The 18,284-nt window shown below is 32.5% G+C and carries 20 protein-coding genes; 9 read left to right on the top strand and 11 right to left on the bottom strand.

Translation table 11 applies throughout. The features are described from left to right. Window positions 1-78: 78 nt before the first annotated feature. The 4 genes from L987_RS04425 to L987_RS04440 all read right to left on the bottom strand — a co-directional run bounded on the left by L987_RS04425 (window position 79) and on the right by L987_RS04440 (window position 3,211). Window positions 79-267 carry an NETI motif-containing protein gene (locus L987_RS04425; protein ID WP_002482819.1) on the bottom strand — a complete coding sequence of 63 codons (189 nt, stop codon included), beginning with the start codon at window positions 265-267 and terminating at the stop codon, window positions 79-81. Continuing rightward, the gene (locus L987_RS04430) at window positions 264-842 is read right to left on the bottom strand and encodes a DUF2179 domain-containing protein (RefSeq protein ID WP_037538142.1); all 579 of its coding nucleotides are present in this window, start codon (window positions 840-842) and stop codon (window positions 264-266) included. Before L987_RS04430 ends, L987_RS04425 begins: the two co-directional genes overlap by 4 nt. Before the next feature lie 85 nt (window positions 843-927). Then, window positions 928-1,749 carry an ammonia-dependent NAD(+) synthetase gene (gene nadE, locus L987_RS04435; RefSeq protein ID WP_047503232.1) on the bottom strand — a complete coding sequence of 274 codons (822 nt, stop codon included), beginning with the start codon at window positions 1,747-1,749 and terminating at the stop codon, window positions 928-930. Continuing rightward, the gene (locus tag L987_RS04440; RefSeq protein WP_011302757.1) at window positions 1,742-3,211 is read right to left on the bottom strand and encodes a nicotinate phosphoribosyltransferase; all 1,470 of its coding nucleotides are present in this window, start codon (window positions 3,209-3,211) and stop codon (window positions 1,742-1,744) included. The genes nadE and L987_RS04440 overlap by 8 nt, the downstream gene beginning before the upstream one ends. A 223-nt stretch (window positions 3,212-3,434) precedes the next feature. On the opposite strand from L987_RS04440, the gene L987_RS04445 reads away from it, so the two are divergent. Next, the gene (locus L987_RS04445) at window positions 3,435-4,499 is read left to right on the top strand and encodes a nitric oxide synthase oxygenase (RefSeq protein ID WP_011302756.1); all 1,065 of its coding nucleotides are present in this window, start codon (window positions 3,435-3,437) and stop codon (window positions 4,497-4,499) included. Window positions 4,500-4,538: 39 nt separating this feature from the next. Beyond that, window positions 4,539-5,342: a prephenate dehydratase gene (locus tag L987_RS04450; protein WP_011302755.1), complete on the top strand. Its 804-nt coding sequence runs from the start codon at window positions 4,539-4,541 to the stop codon at window positions 5,340-5,342. Between the two features lie 120 nt (window positions 5,343-5,462). Here L987_RS04450 and L987_RS04455 read toward each other — a convergent pair whose 3' ends face one another. Next, window positions 5,463-7,022 (bottom strand): SLC13 family permease, encoded by a 1,560-nt coding sequence (locus tag L987_RS04455; protein ID WP_011302754.1) that lies wholly within the window; start codon window positions 7,020-7,022, stop codon window positions 5,463-5,465. 134 nt (window positions 7,023-7,156) lie between these two features. Next, on the bottom strand, window positions 7,157-8,239 hold the full coding sequence (locus L987_RS04460; protein WP_011302753.1) for a glycosyl hydrolase family 28-related protein: 1,083 nt from the start codon (window positions 8,237-8,239) through the stop codon (window positions 7,157-7,159). 137 nt (window positions 8,240-8,376) lie between these two features. Between L987_RS04460 and L987_RS04465 the strand changes: the two genes are divergently transcribed. The 4 genes from L987_RS04465 (at window position 8,377) to L987_RS13465 (ending at window position 11,831) form a co-directional block, all read left to right on the top strand. Then, window positions 8,377-8,928 (top strand): cysteine hydrolase family protein, encoded by a 552-nt coding sequence (locus L987_RS04465; protein WP_011302752.1) that lies wholly within the window; start codon window positions 8,377-8,379, stop codon window positions 8,926-8,928. Between the two features lie 56 nt (window positions 8,929-8,984). Beyond that, window positions 8,985-9,914, top strand: coding sequence for a manganese-dependent inorganic pyrophosphatase (locus L987_RS04470; RefSeq protein ID WP_011302751.1), 930 nt, complete (start codon window positions 8,985-8,987; stop codon window positions 9,912-9,914). A 145-nt stretch (window positions 9,915-10,059) separates the two neighbouring features. Next, on the top strand, window positions 10,060-11,439 hold the full coding sequence (locus L987_RS04475; RefSeq protein ID WP_047503235.1) for an aldehyde dehydrogenase: 1,380 nt from the start codon (window positions 10,060-10,062) through the stop codon (window positions 11,437-11,439). 299 nt (window positions 11,440-11,738) lie between these two features. Continuing rightward, on the top strand, window positions 11,739-11,831 hold the full coding sequence (locus tag L987_RS13465; protein WP_011302749.1) for a type I toxin-antitoxin system Fst family toxin: 93 nt from the start codon (window positions 11,739-11,741) through the stop codon (window positions 11,829-11,831). Window positions 11,832-11,964: 133 nt separating this feature from the next. On the opposite strand, the gene pglS is transcribed toward L987_RS13465, so the two are convergent. After that, a complete protein-coding gene (gene pglS, locus L987_RS04480; RefSeq protein WP_047503237.1) occupies window positions 11,965-13,002 on the bottom strand; it encodes a 6-phosphogluconolactonase in 1,038 nt (345 codons plus the stop codon). Between the two features lie 132 nt (window positions 13,003-13,134). On the opposite strand from pglS, the gene L987_RS04485 reads away from it, so the two are divergent. Then, a complete protein-coding gene (locus tag L987_RS04485) occupies window positions 13,135-13,539 on the top strand; it encodes a YolD-like family protein (RefSeq protein ID WP_002482807.1) in 405 nt (134 codons plus the stop codon). 125 nt (window positions 13,540-13,664) lie between these two features. Here L987_RS04485 and L987_RS13685 read toward each other — a convergent pair whose 3' ends face one another. Continuing rightward, a complete protein-coding gene (locus tag L987_RS13685) occupies window positions 13,665-13,835 on the bottom strand; it encodes a hypothetical protein (protein ID WP_002482806.1) in 171 nt (56 codons plus the stop codon). Window positions 13,836-14,451: 616 nt separating this feature from the next. Here L987_RS13685 and L987_RS04490 point away from each other — a divergent pair. Continuing rightward, window positions 14,452-15,492: a C45 family autoproteolytic acyltransferase/hydolase gene (locus L987_RS04490; protein ID WP_002482805.1), complete on the top strand. Its 1,041-nt coding sequence runs from the start codon at window positions 14,452-14,454 to the stop codon at window positions 15,490-15,492. A gap of 68 nt (window positions 15,493-15,560) precedes the next feature. On the opposite strand, the gene L987_RS04495 is transcribed toward L987_RS04490, so the two are convergent. The 3 genes from L987_RS04495 to L987_RS04505 all read right to left on the bottom strand — a co-directional run bounded on the left by L987_RS04495 (window position 15,561) and on the right by L987_RS04505 (window position 17,511). Further along, a complete protein-coding gene (locus L987_RS04495) occupies window positions 15,561-16,412 on the bottom strand; it encodes a DUF4097 family beta strand repeat-containing protein (protein WP_047503239.1) in 852 nt (283 codons plus the stop codon). Next, window positions 16,409-16,969 (bottom strand): HAAS signaling domain-containing protein, encoded by a 561-nt coding sequence (locus L987_RS04500; protein WP_011302746.1) that lies wholly within the window; start codon window positions 16,967-16,969, stop codon window positions 16,409-16,411. Before L987_RS04500 ends, L987_RS04495 begins: the two co-directional genes overlap by 4 nt. A 95-nt stretch (window positions 16,970-17,064) precedes the next feature. Beyond that, window positions 17,065-17,511, bottom strand: a complete 447-nt coding sequence (locus tag L987_RS04505) for a hypothetical protein (RefSeq protein ID WP_156676095.1) — start codon at window positions 17,509-17,511, stop codon at window positions 17,065-17,067. A 206-nt stretch (window positions 17,512-17,717) separates the two neighbouring features. Here L987_RS04505 and L987_RS04510 point away from each other — a divergent pair, with 206 nt between their 5' ends. Beyond that, complete coding sequence (locus tag L987_RS04510; RefSeq protein ID WP_002482801.1) at window positions 17,718-18,278, top strand: thioredoxin family protein; 561 nt, start codon at window positions 17,718-17,720, stop codon at window positions 18,276-18,278. The last annotated feature ends 6 nt before the right edge of the window (window positions 18,279-18,284 follow it).

Below are 18,284 nucleotides of genomic sequence, written 5' to 3' on the forward strand. Positions count from 1 at the left end.
TTTAAGTCATCTTTATAAAATATTTACACATTCCAAAAATAACCGCTACGGATACGATGATCCATAACGGTTCATAAATTATTGCTCTATCATTTTTCCTACAAATTCAATTTCTTGCTTCAATACTTCTAAACTGCCATCTTTATTCTCTTTATAAATTGGCTTTTCGAACCGTTTGACCGGCGCATACCCCGCTTCACGCATACGTTGTAAGCAATCTTGAATCGTCTCGTTATCTGCGACTTTAAATTTTTGCTGTTTTTTCATATACTTTCAACTTCATCCGTATCGTATTGCTTAAGTTTTTTACTTCTAACACCTTTCGCCCAGAAACCACCGTGTATTTGACGTGGTTCATATGCCACAATAAATGCTTTTTCATCGATTTGCTTAATGGTATCAATTAATTTAAATTCGAAACGTCTTGGCGTTAAAATTTGTAATATTAAGCGTTTGCCATCTCGACCATATGCTGTATTGTGGGTTACACCATAACCTAAATCTCTTAATTGTCTCGGTAAGTCTAACTCGTATTCTGATGATGTCACATTTACAACTGTGTAGCCAAGCGCAAGTTTTTCTTCTATCTTCATGCCTACTATGATACCAATTGAAAATCCAAAAGCGTATGCGAACACATTTTGAATTTGATCTAAACTAGACATGACCATACCTAATCCAACAACATATACAAGTACTTCTAAGAAACTGACAATAGCAGCTACATAGCGATATCCTTTAAGTGTTAAGATTGTTCTCATTGTAAGACACGTCACATAAGCAACGTTTATAATAAAAATTGCTAAAACCATTAACCATGGATTAGATGTTATTACTGACATGACCATTTTCCTTTCTCTTACATTAAATTCAAGTAATTTTATCAACTATGATTTCGTTTGTCACTAAAAAGTTATCGGAATTAAATTAATTTTTAGGCCATGTGTATCTTGTATAAGCTAATTCTCGTTTATGCGCATTTTTTATATAATGATTTTCTATTATTTCTTTAGATTCACTTGATACAGATTTGCCTTCTAGATAATCATCAATATCATCATAACTTACACCCAATGCTTCTTCATCAGGCAATTGTGGTTTGTCATCTTCCAAATCAGCGGTTGGCGTTTTTTCATACAAATGCTTAGGCGCTGCTAAATACGCTAAGAGCTGTTTACCCTGGCGCTTATTCAAACCAAATAAAGGTGCAATGTCTGCAGCCCCATCTCCATATTTTGTGTAAAAGCCTGTGACATTTTCAGCGGAATGATCTGTACCAACGACAATCCCTTTTTGTTTAGAAGCAATAGAAAATTGAACTTTCATCCGTTCTCTTGCTTTTTCATTGCCTTTTTGAAAATCTGTTAGATTCACACCAGCTTCTTTCAACGACTGAATACTTTGATCCACAGCTGGTTTAATATTTACAGTTATAATTTTGTCTGGTTGGATATAAGTTAACGCATCTTCTACTTCTGCAGCATCTTTTTGCTCACCATAAGGGAGTTTAACAGCTATAAATTCACAATCATTGCCGTCCTCTTTCAGTTCGTTTACTGCTAATTGACATAATTTACCTGCTAAAGTTGAATCTTGACCACCAGAAATACCTAGTGTTAAAGATTTAATAAACGAATGCGATTGAACATAGTTTTTTATAAATTGGATAATATGTCGTGTTTCACTTTTACTTTCAATCGATGGTTTCACTTTCATTTCTTTCACAACTATATCTTGTAAATTACTCATTTTCTTCCTCCATCTCTTTAACATGTTCTGCAACTTCAAAGATACGTTTGTGTTTATTTTCCCAACATAACGTACTTAAATCAACCGGATATTCCTGTGGGTTTAAGTGACGTTTATTCTCGTCCCATAAATATGCGAGACTATCTTTCAAATAGGCTTGTGCTTCATTTTCATTTGGTAAATCATATACAAGTTCTCCATCTATGAAGATGTCATGATGTAAGTCTTTAGCAATAAATGATTTTATGAATTTCATTTTATATGTGTGTACTGGGTGGAATAATTTCAAAGGCGATTCATCGTATGGATCTTCATGTTCTAAAGTAATGTAATCTCCTTCTGCCTTATTCGTTTTTTTATTAATTATGCGATACACCTTTTTCTTACCTGGTGTCGTTACTTTTTCTGCATTATTTGATAACTTAATGCGGTCAACGTATGATCCATCACTGTCTTCTACAGCAACGAGTTTATAAACAGCACCTAATGCTGGTTGATCGTAACCCGTGATTAATTTAGTTCCTACACCCCAAGAGTCTACTCTAGCGCCCTGCGATTTTAAACTCGTAATCGTTTGTTCATCTAAGTCATTAGATGCAATAATTTTTGCATCAGTAAATCCTGCTTCGTCTAACATACGTCGTGCTTCTTTTGAGAGGTAGGCAATATCACCTGAATCTAGTCGAATACCAACAAAATTAATCTTATCGCCTAATTCTTTAGCAACTTTAATCGCTGTTGGCACACCAGATTTTAATGTATGGAAGGTATCTACTAGAAACACACAATCTTGATGTCTCTCAGCATACTTTTTGAATGCTATGTATTCATCACCATATGTTTGAACCATCGCATGCGCATGCGTCCCTGAAACAGGTATCCCAAATAACTTACCAGCGCGTACATTACTAGTTGAGTTAAAGCCTCCTATATATGCAGCTCTAGCTCCCCACAATGCTGCATCTGCTTCTTGCGCTCGGCGCGTACCAAATTCCATTAACATATCATCATGTGCAACTTGTCTAATTCTGCTTGCTTTTGTCGTAATTAATGTATGAAAATTAACAATATTTAAAAGCATTGTTTCTATCAATTGAGCTTGGATGAGTGGTGCTTCTACTCTAAGCAATGGCTCATTTCCAAAGCAAAGTTCTCCTTCTTGCATTGAACGTATGCTTCCAGTAAAACTCAAGTTTTTCAAATAATTTAAGAAGTCGTCTTGATACCCTATTGATTTTAAATATTCAATATCTGACTTTGAAAAATGAAAACTATTAATATATTCGATAACACGTTTTAATCCATTAAACACTGCATACCCACTATCGAATGGCATACTTCTAAAATATAGATCAAACACTGCCATACGCTCATGGATCCCATCATCCCAATAACTTTCTGCCATATTTATTTGATATAAATCATTATGCAACACTAATGTATCATCTTCATATTGGTACACAACCATCTCTCCAATCAGCTTTTCCATCATTTTAGCATAAATGAAGTATTGTTAGCACTTTAAATAGGACTGATTTACGAATTCAAAATAGAAGTAAAGATATCAGTTATTTATTTAAAATTTGTTTAAAATGTGACATGGTTAACGACAAAGTCATGACAGTTATATGTTTTATCATTTTATAAATTTAAAAATGATATATAATATTTATGAGGTGTTTTTAATGCTAAATGAAGCTAAGTCTTTTATAGAAACCATGTATAATGAATTAAATTATGATAAAAATAAAATAACAGAACGAATTGCTGAAATTGAGTCAGCTATCCTTTCTACTGGAACTTATGAGCATACATTTGAAGAATTGAATTATGGAGCCAAAATGGCATGGAGAAATTCCAATCGTTGTATCGGACGATTTTTTTGGGATTCTTTAACTGTGTCTGATGCAAGACACATACAAAGTGAAGATGAATTTATAGAAGCAATTGAAAACCATATTGACATTGCGACTAATAATGGAAGAATCAAACCTTACATCACAATTTTCTCAAAAGATAACCCCCCGCAAATTTATAACAATCAATTAATTAGATACGCAGGGTACGAAACATGTGGAGATCCAGCTGAGAAAAAGATTACCAAATTAGCACAACATCTTGGATGGCAAGGTCAGTATACACATTTTGATATTTTGCCCTTAATTTACAAAATGCCGAATAGCAAAATAAAATATCATGAATACCCTAAAAATTTAATTAAAGAAGTATCTATTACACATGACAGATTCCCCAAACTGCAACAACTCGGTTTAAAATGGTATGCCGTCCCTATTATTTCAAGTATGGATTTAAAAATTGGTGGCATCACTTATCCTACTGCGCCATTTAACGGTTGGTATATGGTAAATGAAATTGCCGTTCGTAATTTTACTGATGTCTATCGCTATAATTTGTTAGAAAGTGTTGCAGAAGCATTTGAATTTGATACACTTAAAAATAATTCTTTCAATAAAGATCGTGCATTGGTTGAATTAAACGATGCTGTGTATCATTCTTTTAAAAATGCTGGCGTCTCTATCGTCGATCATTTAACAGCATCTAAACAATTTGAAAGATTCGAAATGAATGAAACGAAACACGATAGAGAAGTTACTGGTAAATGGTCTTGGTTAGCACCCTCTTTGTCTCCCACATTGGTGCCCAATTATCATCACGGATACAAAAATGTGATGAAAGAACCTAATTTCTTTTATAAAAAAACCGAAGACTCAGGTTGTCCATTCCATTAAATGATTCACTATATTTAGATAAACAAGGGGTTACATTACATGAAACTTTATTATTTAGGACCAAAGGGCACATTTTCTTATTTAGCTGCGACACAATATAAATCAGAATCAGAAATTGAATTTGTTCCAAAATCTAATTTATACGAAGTCGTCGCATCTGTTTCAGAAGATAGTCAAAGTATTGCTGTTGTGCCTATAGAAAATTCAATAGAAGGTACGATTAATATCGTAGCCGACGCATTAACACAACAGAATATATATGCACAAAGTGAACTTCATTTAGATATACAATTTGCTTTATATGGTTCAGAAAACGCAACCGTAAATGATATTTCAACAGTATACTCAATTGGGCCTGCTATTAGTCAAACCAGCCAATATATACAAGCGCATGGATTTGATATTGCTTATGTAGACAGTACAATTAAAAGTTTAGATAAAATTTCACAAAATGTTGGTGCAATCGCACCTTTAGGTAGCGGTGAAGCTTATGGCTATACATCAATTGCACAAAATATTGAAGATTATCCACATAACGTCACTCGTTTCCTAGTCGTCAGTAATCAACCAAAACACATCGAACAAGCAACCGACACGATGTTATTAATTACACCGAAATTTGATAAACCAGGTCTATTAGCCAGTATATTAAATACGTTTGTATTATTTAATATTAACTTGTCTTGGATTGAATCTCGTCCATTAAAAACGCAATTAGGTATGTATCACTTTTTCGTTCAAGCAGACACACCTATTTCCGAAGACCTTTCAAAAGTGATAAAGATACTTAATACTTTAGACTTTCAAGTCACGATTATAGGTACCTTTAATAAACTCAATTAATTCTTGCTAGTAACTGTCCCATACAACTGTTTAGATGTTTTCATAGCAAAACTTCATCTTGTTATCATGTTGAATATGAAAAGAAGCGTTTGTAACAAAGTTTTGTTACAAACGCTTCTTTTATTTCAATGGCAATGGTTGTGTAACATCTATACCTAAAACAGGTGGCACTAAGAAGTATACAACCAACACGATTACGACAATACTTAATAAATTCACCCAAAAACCAACCGATGCCATTTTTTTGATACTGATTTTGCCAGTGCCAAATACAATGGCATTCGGAGGCGTTCCTACTGGTAACATATATGCACAATTTGCTGCCATAGCAGCAGGAACCATGAGTAACAATGGGTGCACATTAACTGCGACAGATAATGTGGCTAAGATCGGTAATATCATTGTAGCTGTAGCTGTATTGGATGTGATTTCAGTTAAGAATAAGACAAAAATTGTAATTACAAGCACAATAACCAATGGGCTGACACCTTCAATTAACTTTAATTGTTCTCCTAGCCAATTCGCTAAACCACTTTCTGAGATACCTTTTGCTAGTGCTAAACCGCCACCAAACAAAATTAATACTCCCCATGGTAAATCCTTAGCTACTTCCCAGTCTATAATACGTTTATGCTTTTCTTTATTTTTAGCAGGAATTAAGAATAATAAGACAGATATAAACATGGCAATCGTCCCATCAGCAACTTCTGAAGTGAATGTCCAATGCTTTAATAAAAATTCTCGTGTTATCCATAAAAAACTAGCAAGTAAAAATACAATCAATACTACTTTCTCTTCATATTTCATTTTTCCAAGTTCACTTAATTTTTTTCTAATTAAATCTTGCCCACCTGGCAATGTTTTCATATCATGTTTAAACGCAATGTAACGAATATATATCCAAACTAAAAACAGTAAGACGATGACTGTTGGTACACCAATAATCATCCATTTTGCAAAGCTAATTTCTTCACCAAAAGCTGATTGATATTGCCCCTTTAATATAATTAATGGTGGTGTTCCAATTAATGTACCTAAACCACCAATCGTACCCGCATAACCTATCGCTAAGACTAATGCTTGCTCAAATTTAGAAATACTTTCAGGTTTTGTATCTCCGTGTTTCAATTCATTTGCTTCTTTAATAATTGCTAAACCAATAGGTATCATAATCATAACCGCTGCAGTGTTCGAAACAAACATGGATAAAAAACCGGTTGCTATCATAAAGCCTAATAATATTCTTCCTGTACTCGTACCTAATGTATTAATGATTCGGAGCGCTACCCGAGTATGTAGATTCCACCTTTCCATTGCAATAGCTAGAATAAAGCCCCCTAAAAATAAGAAAATAATGTCATTACCATATTGAGCAGATACTTCTTCTGGATTGAGCACATGACCAACTGGAAGTAATATCAAAGGTAATAAACTTGTAGCAGCAATTGGAATCGCTTCGGTAATCCACCAAGTGGCAATCCATAATGTGATAGCTAAGACAAATACACCTTTATCAGATAAATTGTCAGGTTGAAATAACAACAATGTTAGTACAAAGAGCAAAGGACCTAAAATTAACCCTACTAATTGACCAACATTATAAGATTTATTCTCTTTTTTATTTGAGAAAAACATCAAATACTGCGACCTTCTCATATCCCCTTTATTTAAATTATTCATCAAGCTCCCCCTTTAAATTATTATCAGAATATTCACAATAATTCATTAGAGTATAACATAATATATTTCAAATTGGTTTATAATTTTAAATCGTTTACATCACCATTATTTATTATTCAATTTACAAATGATAATCAATCTATATTTACTTTTTTGAATCTGATATCGGCTTCGTTAGATATGTAAAGATGTTTGATATCCTTTAAATACACGCTTTGTGACTCATGATCAAATTCATTTTTTGCTATAACGATATTTTCATGTTTGATATTATTATAACTTTGAATACGTATAGCTTCTTTACGCATTTCTCCTATAAATTGATTTTGGAAAATATTTAAATTGTTTCCTGCTTGTGTCCCCCTTTCATTACCTTTCATATCTTTCGCATTTTTCCCATCTTTTACAGCTAAAAAGCGTATACCGCCCTCACAATTTTTAAAAACATTATGGTGAATATACGTATTTTTATTTTTCAATGGTGTGAGTGCATATTGTTTCATATTTTCAAAAACATTATAGCGAATATGAATATTGTCATAGTATTTATGATAACGGCTTGCATGAGAACCAATTGCTCGGTTCCAAGGTTGCATACCGGGTGTTTCTGAATTACCAAAATAGCAATTTTCTATTATGACATTCTTCGTAATTGTCCCATCAGTTGCACCAAATTTTGGAAAAGCACCTGAAACTTGTATATCTAACTGCACCGCTTCAGAAAAAAATCTTGTGCCATCCGGATCATTGAAACCTAAGAACTTGCATTGATTGATGTACAAACCGTTCACTCCACATGCATCCAAACAATGTCCTCCAACCACATCTTTAAAAGTAACATCCACAATTTGAACGTCACATGCATGTCCCATGCACATCGTCGTATTATTATAAGGGTAGTCGTACCCATTCATATCAAACGTGCCACCTGCTATATGAATATGACTATTTCCGTTATAACCATAATACGATTTAAAACGACGTCCGTTTTTCAATAATGTATCTTTACCGCATCTTTTTAAAATTGCTTTATCATCTAAAAGTAATGTTGTTGCCTCATATATCACAAGCGGCTTGCGAATATGATATTCTCCTTGAGGCACATATATCGTTGTTCCTTTATTTTTCTTTGCATAATTGAGTGCTTTTTGCATTGCACGTGTATCTGCCCATTTGTGTTCCCCTTTTAAACCAAATTGTTTTGCATTAATAATCATAGGCCAGTTCCTTTCATCGTTATTACTTAATAATTAACATAAATATGTTTTTTTAAACGCGTTTACTATATCTTTAATGATTTATCATCTTAGTATATAATTACTATTATATTTAATATTGGGAGTGTAACCATAATATGAAAAAAAGTGCGTTAATTGTAGTAGACTATTCAAATGATTTTGTAGCTGAAAATGGAAAATTAACTTGTGGACTTCCAGGTCAACAAATTGAAAGCTACATAGTGGAAAGAATCGAAGTTTATAACAAAAAGCAATCTGATATCTTTTTTATGATGGATTTGCATTATGAAGAAAATAAATATCATCCTGAAAGTAAGTTGTTTCCACCACATAATATCATCGGTACATTTGGTCGTGAACTTTATGGTAAAGTAAATGATATTTATCAAAATATTTTATTTAACGATCATATCCACTATTTAGATAAAACACGTTATGATTCATTTTGCGGTACACCTTTAGACTTAATGTTGCGTGAGCGAAATATTAATCATTTAGAAATCGTTGGCGTTTGTACGGATATTTGTGTACTCCATACTGCAATCAGCGCATACAACTTAGGATATGGTATTTCCATTTCACATAGAGGTGTCGCTTCCTTTAATCCTTCAGGTCACGAGTGGGCATTAGATCATTTTAAAAATTCACTAGGTGCTGAAGTAGAATAACAATGCGAAATCATGCTAGAATAACATTAACTACTTAAAATAAGGAGAATTTAGATATGGCAAAAACTTATATTTTCGGACATAAAAATCCAGATACAGATGCAATTTCATCTGCTATTATCATGGCAGATTTTGAACAACAAACAGGTAATGCTGAGGCTACTGCATACCGTTTAGGCGAAGTAGGCCCTGAAACACAATACGCTTTAGATCATTTTAATGTAACTGCACCAGAGTTACTAAATGATGATTTAGCCGATCAAAATGTCATTTTAGTTGACCATAATGAATTCCAACAAAGTGCTGATTCAATTGCTGATGCAGCTGTTCAACACGTTGTCGATCATCACAGAATAGCTAACTTTGAAACTGCAGCACCTTTATATTACCGTGCTGAACCAGTTGGCTGTACTGCAACAATTTTATACAAAATGTATAAAGAACGTGGATTTGAAATCAAACCTGAAATTGCTGGTTTAATGATATCTGCAATTATTTCAGATAGTCTATTATTCAAATCACCTACTTGTACTGAGCAAGATGTACAAGCTGCAGAAGCATTAAAATCAATTGCTAATGTTGATTTAGAATCATATGGCTTAGAAATGTTAAAAGCTGGTGCTTCTACAAAAGATAAATCTGTTTCTGATATTTTATCTATGGACGCAAAATCATTTAATATGGGAGATTTTGTTACACGTATTGGTCAAGTAAATACAGTAGATATTGATGAAGTATTTGCACGCCAAGAAGAATTAGAAAAAGAAATGCTTGAAGTAAGCGCCAATGAAAAATATGATTTATTTGTATTAGTTGTTACTGACATTATTAATAGTGATTCTAAAATTCTTGTTGTTGGCGCCGAAAAAGATAAAGTCGGCGTTGCCTTCAATGTAACACTTGATAATAATACTGCCTTCTTACCAGGTGTCGTTTCACGTAAAAAACAAGTTGTACCACAAATTACAGAAGCATTAACGAAGTAATACATCTTTATTAACACAACACTTCGTACAATTTATTCAACATATTAAGTTTTTACAATTCATTATACTGGGACATAGTTGATATGTTCCAGTTTTTTATCAATATAAGTATATTGGACACCCATTCGTACTAGGAGGAATACATTTGAATTCAATAGAACAAACTTTCCATAATAGTAAACAATATTTTAATACACATGCGACCAAGGATCTTAAATTCAGAAAAAAACAACTAAAGCTCCTAAGCAAAAGTATTAAAAATCATGAAGATGCATTATTAAATGCTTTTCAAGAAGATTTAGGTAAAAACAAAGTAGAAGCCTATGCAACAGAAATCGGCTTTACTTTAAAAAATATCAAAACGGCTCGTAAAGAATTAAAAAACTGGGCTAAAAAGAAACAGGTTAATACACCGCTTTATATGTTTCCTACCAAAAGTTATATTGTTAAAGAACCATATGGCACAGTACTAATTATTGGGCCATTTAACTATCCATTCCAATTGCTTATTGAACCGCTTATAGGTGCTATAGCTGCAGGCAATACTGTAATCATTAAACCTTCGGAATTCACGCCACATGTGTCAGCAGTTGTAAAAAATATTATTGAAGATGTGTTCGACCCTGAATACATCAGTATTTGCCAAGGTGACGCCGATACTACACAGTCACTGATTCATTTACCCTTCGATTATATCTTTTTCACCGGAAGCGAACGCGTTGGAAGAATTGTTTATCAAGCAGCAAGTACCAATTTAACACCTGTCACTTTAGAATTAGGTGGCAAATCACCTGTCATCGTAGACGAAACCGCTAATATCAAAGTCGCTAGTGAACGCATCAGTTTTGGTAAATTCACTAATGCTGGCCAAACATGTGTCGCTCCAGATTATGTTCTTGTAAACCATAAAGTCAAAGAAGACTTGATTAAAGCTTTAAAAAATACAATAACAGAATTTTATGGTAAAGAAATACAAGCAAGTCCTGACTTTGGACGTATCGTAAATCAAACGCATTTTGACCGTTTAAACGATTTATTAGGTGTACACAAATCGGAAATTGTTTTTGGTGGCCATTCTGATTCAGCTGAAAACTATATCGGACCTACTTTATTAGATGGTATTACATTTAATGATAAAATTATGGAAGGTGAAATTTTCGGTCCTATACTACCAATTATTACTTATGACGATTTTGATGAAGCGATTGATTTAATTCATACGAAACCCAAGCCACTCAGCCTTTACCTATTCAGTGAAGATGAAAACGCAACAGAACGTGTTCTAAATGAAATTTCTTTTGGTGGCGGTGCTATCAACGATACATTGATGCAATTAGCAAATCCAAACTTACCATTCGGTGGTGTTGGTGCTTCCGGTATTGGTCAATATCACGGCAAATTTAGTTTTGACACATTCAGTCATGATAAATCTTATATATTTAAATCAACTCGATTAGAGTCAAGCCTACTCTTTCCACCTTACAAAGGAAAATTTAAGTATATTAAAACATTTTTCAATAAATAATAAACACCTTTTTATAGGCTTGGGCTATAAACTGTAGCTAATGAGAGTGGAACAGAAATCTTTATTTTATAATTTCTGTTCCACTCTCATTTATGTTATATAGTCACTACTTAAGTATTGGCCTGGATGTTCTTAAGCATATTATTTTCTATTTCATGATTACTTTCCTATTTTATGTCATCGACAATTTTAAACAAACATCCCCTTTTATCTTCTATGGTTAAGATGCTACAAATGATATAATTGAAAAGTCGTCGTTCTACTTCTGTGCTGATTTTAGCATGGAAGGAGGTGACATCATGTGCATTACACTATTTGTAACGTTTATAGCACCTATCGTAGTAGGTGTTATTGTCACATTATTTTCTTATTGGCTGAATAATCGTGACTGACGACGGCAGTGCCAATACACCAAAAAGAGCCCGATAGCTATTCGTAGTAGCTACCGGGCTCGGTGTTTATCATGTTAGTACACTATTTGTTAACTGCATTATAACACCATTCATAATAAAAATGCAAAGTATATTATCTTAGAAACTGTACACAAACACCTTCTGGTGCCGTTTCTTGATTATCAACGATTTCTATGTTTCCAGTAACTTTATCACGTTTAAAAACGGTCAGAGCATAATCGCCTTCTTGGTGTGCACAAACTAAATAATCATCAGATTCAGTTATATTGAAGTCACGTGGAAATTCTCCACCACTTTTAACGATGTCTACTAATGAAATTGTTGCACCCTCGTCTCCTACTTTAAATATAGCAAGACTATCATGACCGCGATTACTTATATATAAGAAATTTTGATCATGCGATATTCTCACTGCTGCCAATTTAGTATCACCATCAAAGTTTTCTGGAATTGTTAAATGTCTTTCGATTTCAGTAAAATGACCATTCTCATATTTTAAAGTACTTACGATATTTGATAACTCATGTACAACGTAAGCATGTTTTCCATTTTCATGGAACGTAATATGTCTTGGGCCATCTCCAGGCTCAAAATCTATAGTATCGTATACTTTTAAACCGTCATCTCCATATTCGTACGTAATCACTTTATCTGTACCTAGATCCATTGCCACAACATATTTTTCATCTGGTGTTGTGTTGAGATAATGGACATGTGGTTGCTCTTGTCTTTCAGAAGGACCAGTTGGATAATCATGCGCTAATTCTTGTATTAGACGAACAATTTCTCCTGTTTCTGGATTTGCTTCATAAATTCTTGCTAAACCAGCACCATAAATTGCTTCGAATATATATTTTCCATCCGGTGATGCAGATACATAGCAACCATTTCCAGCAGTTGACGCTAGACATTTGTTAATCAGACTTAATGTACCATCTGACTCTATTTTCAAACTAGCAATACCACAATCATCGCCTTCTTTAGTTACAGCATATAAAAAATGATTATGTTGATTTACATATGTTGATGCTTCTAGTTCATAACCTGTTTTAACTTCCGTTATCTTGCCAGTTTCTTCATCTAGTTGGAATCGGTAAACCCCTTTACCTTCTTTTTTTGTATATGTTCCAATATAACCTGTTGTCGTCATGTAAACCCCTCCATATTATTATACTCATATTTTAATAAAGATTTTGGGCAAAAGACAATATAATGATTTAACCACTTGAAAAATAGAACGTATGTTCGTATAATGGATATATACTGATTGGAGTGATAATAAGTGAATGACTACAAGAATCAAGAAACAGATTATAGAAAAATACCTAGAGAACAGTTGAATCCCAACATACCGCAAGGCCGTGGCATGGTCAAATGGGCGCCCTTTGCTACTTTACCTGAACAATTCGAAAGTATTCAACAATATTTAATAGATCAAAATAAAATTGATCGTCCAATACTGTCAGATGACCAGCTAAACGAACTTAATTTACAACTCCATCAAGCCTTACATTCAGATACTTTTGTACATATTGAATATTATAAAGACGGATGGCTAGAAAATATAACTGTTAAAATTAAAAATATAGATATGACGCAAATGTTTTTAGAAGGATACCTTTTAAAAACTTCAAACACAATCAAATTGTCCCTTTTTGATATTACAAAAATCACGATAGATAACTAGTTAGCCAACCATATTTAAGCATAGTCAAGTATTCTATAGGGCATACAAGCGATATGAATAGCATAAAAAACTGTCGATAACATTATCGACAGTTCAAAGTAAAAAACCTATTCATTTTCAATCAATTAATTATTAGATTCGATATCTGAAATAATTTCTTTTGTTTTGCTTTCGATATCTTCAAAGTCTTTTTTGAAAATATAAGCAAATACAACTGCACCAATGCCTGCTGCTAATGATACAGTTAGGATTGTACCGAATACAAATTTAAATAAACCTTTAATAAAATTCCACATTCTGTTTCACCTCAATAAATTATTAACATCACTATTATTAATGATAGCATATTTGATTACATCAATAAATATATACCCACTTTTCATTAATTTAAATCAACATATGAAAGTCGTAATTTTATGATATTATTGTATTAATGCTTCAACAAAACATAAAAAAATTGTTATCTACCAAAGGTTCTTACTACTTTAATATTCAGATAAACATGCGTATTACGTTTATAAGCATTTAAACATAATCATGAACATGAAAAAATTCAAACTTGTTTTGCTTTTAATATATATAGATTCATAAACATTCCAGTGATTATGCTTAATTGATAGAAATTTGCGCTATCACTATCATTGAAGGTGGTTTAAACAAAAAAGAGTGATCTGAATATATCAGGCTCACTCCCATCGTAATTTGATTTATCTCCACCAAGTGGATACTGCATCTTTAATAGCATCATAATAGTTAGCCATTAACAATCACCTCATTAAAAGTATAATTCCTTAATCAGTCGTCGTTGTTATTCTTAATGATAAGGTCTAGTACCCTGTAATGCAATTAACACTACGTTACATTAAAGTTACAATTTTGTAAGACTACACTTTAAACATAGGAGATTTTGAAATGCAAAAAGTAAAATCAGATATTTTAACGCATCGTGGTTCACATTTCGACCTAGGTGTACAAACTGCACAATGGATGCAACATACACCACTATTAAAAAATAGAGAACAAGAATGGAAAAAACGTATGCCACGCTTTGATATTCACATCAAAGAGACTTATGATATTTTTCAAACCTACGCACCTCAAATCTGGGAAGAAATCAGAGGTATGCAGGAAGTGCTTAATTTACCTACACGTCAAATGATTTTAAATTTTGCCCATTACCGCTTTACACCTTTGAAAAATAGCGGTTGCACTGTCTATTTAGGTAACGATTATATGGTACGTAATTATGATTATCACCCTGCCACATATGATGGTCGCTATTTATTGTTTCAACCCAATGATGGTGGTTTAGCTCAAATTGGGCCAACATCTCGTGTCACGGGTAGAATGGATGGCATGAATGAGGCTGGATTAGCAATGGGGTATAATTTTATGCATCGTAAACATCCCGGTGACGGCTTTGTATGCTACATGATTGGCAGACTTGTATTACAGTACTGTAAAGATGTTCCTGAAGCTATTAAATTATTAAAAGAAATACCTCATAGAAGTTCATTTAGCTACATTGTTATGGATAAATATTTAAACCACGCAATCATTGAAGTTACACCACGTTCCATCGATGTGCGTTATGATCATACTTGTACAAATCACTTTAAATTATTAACGCATGAAAATAGAAATTATACAAAAGAATCAACAGAGCGTTTAGATAGGTTAATTAAACAAACACCTGCTCAATTAGGGAAAATGGATGCTTTCAAACTTTTTAATAACCCTGAATTTGAAATTTACAGTAAATTATTTAAAAGTTGGTCTGGCACGATACACACAAGTATGTATGAACCTCAATCGCTAACCGCTCATATTACTTTAGGTGAGAATAAGGCACCTGTGGAAATTGACTTTCAACAATGGTTGAATGGTGAATCTTTGAACATAAACGAACTCACAGGTCAAATTGATACCGAATTAACCTTTGCAACATATTAATATCAAAAGGAAAAAAAGAGTGGGATTAAGAAATCTTGCATACTTTGATTTCTATCCCACTCGCTCATTTAATTTATATAAATATCCCCATTTAATGTATAGAATTCCAATACATGATTACCAGCGCCTACTCTATCATTTGCAAAAGTTTTGTTATTAACGTTGGCTTTCCCTTTTTCTGGGTTTAATTTCAGCAAAGTATTATCCGGTGCTTGATTGTACGACATCTTTATATCCCCATGTTGTGTTGACGCTTTAAAAGCAGAGTCAATATCCATATCACTTAAATTGATATTACCCTGTTTCGCAGATAGTACCGAATCTTTAATTAGAGATTGCTTTCCGATAATACTGGCATTTTTAGTTTTTATATCTGCGTTCAAGATCTCACTGCTATTAAAGTGAACTGTGGATTTTATACCTCTGTATATTAATTTTTTAATTGATGAATTCTTAATGAAAACACGTGCTGCACCAGTTTCAGGCATTGATAAATTAGCACTTTCGATATCTAAGTTCTGTATATTCACTTTATTAACTCTATTAGAAACATACAAATCATCCATTTTTTCACTTGGCATTGTGATATTAATTTCAGCATGTATCTGCCTAAAGGGATTAAAATTCAAACCGTACTTATCTACTTTTTCATTGGTTTCATGAACACTTAACTCATTACCTTCTTGATTGATATCTACCTTATTTTGCCCCTTGTAACGCACTGTAAATTTGTCACCTTTTGTGATATTAACTTTAGTTGATATCCCTTTTATATTTAAAGAGTCGATCGATTTATCAGTAATGTTTTTATCTATGGTATTAATTTTATTATTTTGTTTTTCAAAGCCAAACCACGTTATACATCCTAGAAGAAAACAGACAATGAACAAACTAAAACCACTCAAAAATAATTTCTTCATTCTTCTGCACTTCCTTTAATCGTTCTAATATTCCAGCGTAAATATTTTAATATTAATCGATACACCAGTTCAGCCAACTTCGCAATAATTACAAATAAGACAATACCTAAACCACTAAATGCAAATGCAAATAAATAATTACTAATAGCCAAACTAAACATACTGTTCAGTAATCCATGTATGATTAAGAGTAACGGACTTATAACTAAAACCATTGCAGCACATAACAATATCAACATAAATCCACCGACAAATATCATTGGAATCAGTATAATCACTAAGGATAAAATGCCCATACCTAACGAAGCCATGATTGCTCTTAAAATTGTCCTAGCATTGGTCCGGTATTCAGCAGATACAATTGCACTTCTAGCATTTATTTCTTTACCTATTTTTTTAGGTGGTTCTAAAGCCCCAATAATTTGATATTCATTTTTACCTTCACTTTCTTGCTCAAAAAAATATTGTTCATATTCATACATCACTTTATCTCGCTCAGCCCTAGGTAAATTATCGAGCTCTTGTTCAAGTTCATTTAAAAAAGTGATTTTATCCAAAATATCTACCACCATTCAAATTCTAAAGTCTATTTCTTAAATTATGTAAAATTAAAGAATGGTAATTATCCAATAAAATCACCATTCTTTAATTATTATTTTGAGTAAACTTCAATCTTTTTTATTTTATCATGTTTGTATATAATAGATAACTTTATATGATTATCTTTATCATAATATATCATTAAACGATAGGCATCGCGTAATTTCTTTTGTTTATAGCTACTTCCTAAATGATGTACAACATCTTGAATATTCCCTTCAATTTTCCCACCAAAGTTTGTATTAACATCAGTGTTTTTAATTAATGTCATACCCTTTATTTTTGAATTACCTTTATTCACTTTAAATACTAAATTAGGTTGATTATGTTTAGTGTATAAATTGTGTTTTTTTAAAAGAATTTCGTCATCTTCTATAAATTTATCTTTGTCTATTTTTGCATTTAATTGCATGTCATCAATGGTAATACGAGATAAATCTGTAGTATGTTCATTTTTTATGTAACTTACAATGAATAATGTAGCTATTCCCATTAACATAAAAACACTCCATACTAGCCATTTATTTATTTTATGAAAATTCACTTTCCTTCAACTCCATTTACTTAATCAATATAGCATACACAATAGTCTCTTTCATCTTAAAAGAATGTCGTAAAATGCATAACTTTTCAAAGTATTTAAAATTTTCTTTCATATAAAATAATTGATATAATAATATCTAATAAGCTAAAGGGGGAAATATTATGACAAGTTTAGAAACATATTTCAAAAACAGTCAACCACTTGATCAATATATCGAGGTCATGACTGAAAACAAAGAGAATGTCTTATCTATTTACAATTCTTTCTCTTTACCATTAAATGATGATCGTATTGAAAAAATTAAATCATTAAATTATTCAAAAGTGTTAGTTATCACGGAAGATTGGTGTGGCGATGCCATGATGAATGTACCTATCTTAAAACATATTAGTGAAGCTTTAAATTTAGAAGTTCGCGTTTTCCATCGTGATGAGAACACTGATTTAATTGATCAGTATTTAACAAATGGTACTGCACGTTCAATACCTATTTTTGTATTCCTTAATGATAATTTTGAACAAGAAACGGTTTGGGGTCCCCGTGCTAGACAAGTTCAACATTTTGTTGAAGATACACGTTCAGATGTCCCTTCAAAAGATGATCCTACCTTTGAAGATAAGTCTGCAGAAGCACATAAAATTATGACGAATCGTTATAAAACAGATTCTCAACTTTGGAAATATGTATATGACTCCATTTTAGATAAATTAATCATTAAATAGTAAAAA

It is taken from the genome of Staphylococcus sp. ZWU0021 (assembly GCF_000798895.1).
GTDB lineage: Bacteria > Bacillota > Bacilli > Staphylococcales > Staphylococcaceae > Staphylococcus > Staphylococcus saprophyticus.

Coding starts and splice junctions, on each gene's coding strand:
- L987_RS04425 (WP_002482819.1), bottom strand. CDS start 267: ATGAAAAAACAGCAAAAATTTAAAGTCGCAGATAACGAGACGATTCAA.
- L987_RS04430 (WP_037538142.1), bottom strand. CDS start 842: ATGTCAGTAATAACATCTAATCCATGGTTAATGGTTTTAGCAATTTTT.
- nadE (WP_047503232.1), bottom strand. CDS start 1,749: ATGAGTAATTTACAAGATATAGTTGTGAAAGAAATGAAAGTGAAACCA.
- L987_RS04445 (WP_011302756.1), top strand. CDS start 3,435: ATGCTAAATGAAGCTAAGTCTTTTATAGAAACCATGTATAATGAATTA.
- L987_RS04450 (WP_011302755.1), top strand. CDS start 4,539: ATGAAACTTTATTATTTAGGACCAAAGGGCACATTTTCTTATTTAGCT.
- L987_RS04455 (WP_011302754.1), bottom strand. CDS start 7,022: ATGAATAATTTAAATAAAGGGGATATGAGAAGGTCGCAGTATTTGATG.
- L987_RS04460 (WP_011302753.1), bottom strand. CDS start 8,239: ATGATTATTAATGCAAAACAATTTGGTTTAAAAGGGGAACACAAATGG.
- L987_RS04465 (WP_011302752.1), top strand. CDS start 8,377: ATGAAAAAAAGTGCGTTAATTGTAGTAGACTATTCAAATGATTTTGTA.
- L987_RS04470 (WP_011302751.1), top strand. CDS start 8,985: ATGGCAAAAACTTATATTTTCGGACATAAAAATCCAGATACAGATGCA.
- L987_RS13465 (WP_011302749.1), top strand. CDS start 11,739: ATGTGCATTACACTATTTGTAACGTTTATAGCACCTATCGTAGTAGGT.
- pglS (WP_047503237.1), bottom strand. CDS start 13,002: ATGACGACAACAGGTTATATTGGAACATATACAAAAAAAGAAGGTAAA.
- L987_RS13685 (WP_002482806.1), bottom strand. CDS start 13,835: ATGTGGAATTTTATTAAAGGTTTATTTAAATTTGTATTCGGTACAATC.
- L987_RS04490 (WP_002482805.1), top strand. CDS start 14,452: ATGCAAAAAGTAAAATCAGATATTTTAACGCATCGTGGTTCACATTTC.
- L987_RS04495 (WP_047503239.1), bottom strand. CDS start 16,412: ATGAAGAAATTATTTTTGAGTGGTTTTAGTTTGTTCATTGTCTGTTTT.
- L987_RS04505 (WP_156676095.1), bottom strand. CDS start 17,511: ATGTTAATGGGAATAGCTACATTATTCATTGTAAGTTACATAAAAAAT.
- L987_RS04510 (WP_002482801.1), top strand. CDS start 17,718: ATGACAAGTTTAGAAACATATTTCAAAAACAGTCAACCACTTGATCAA.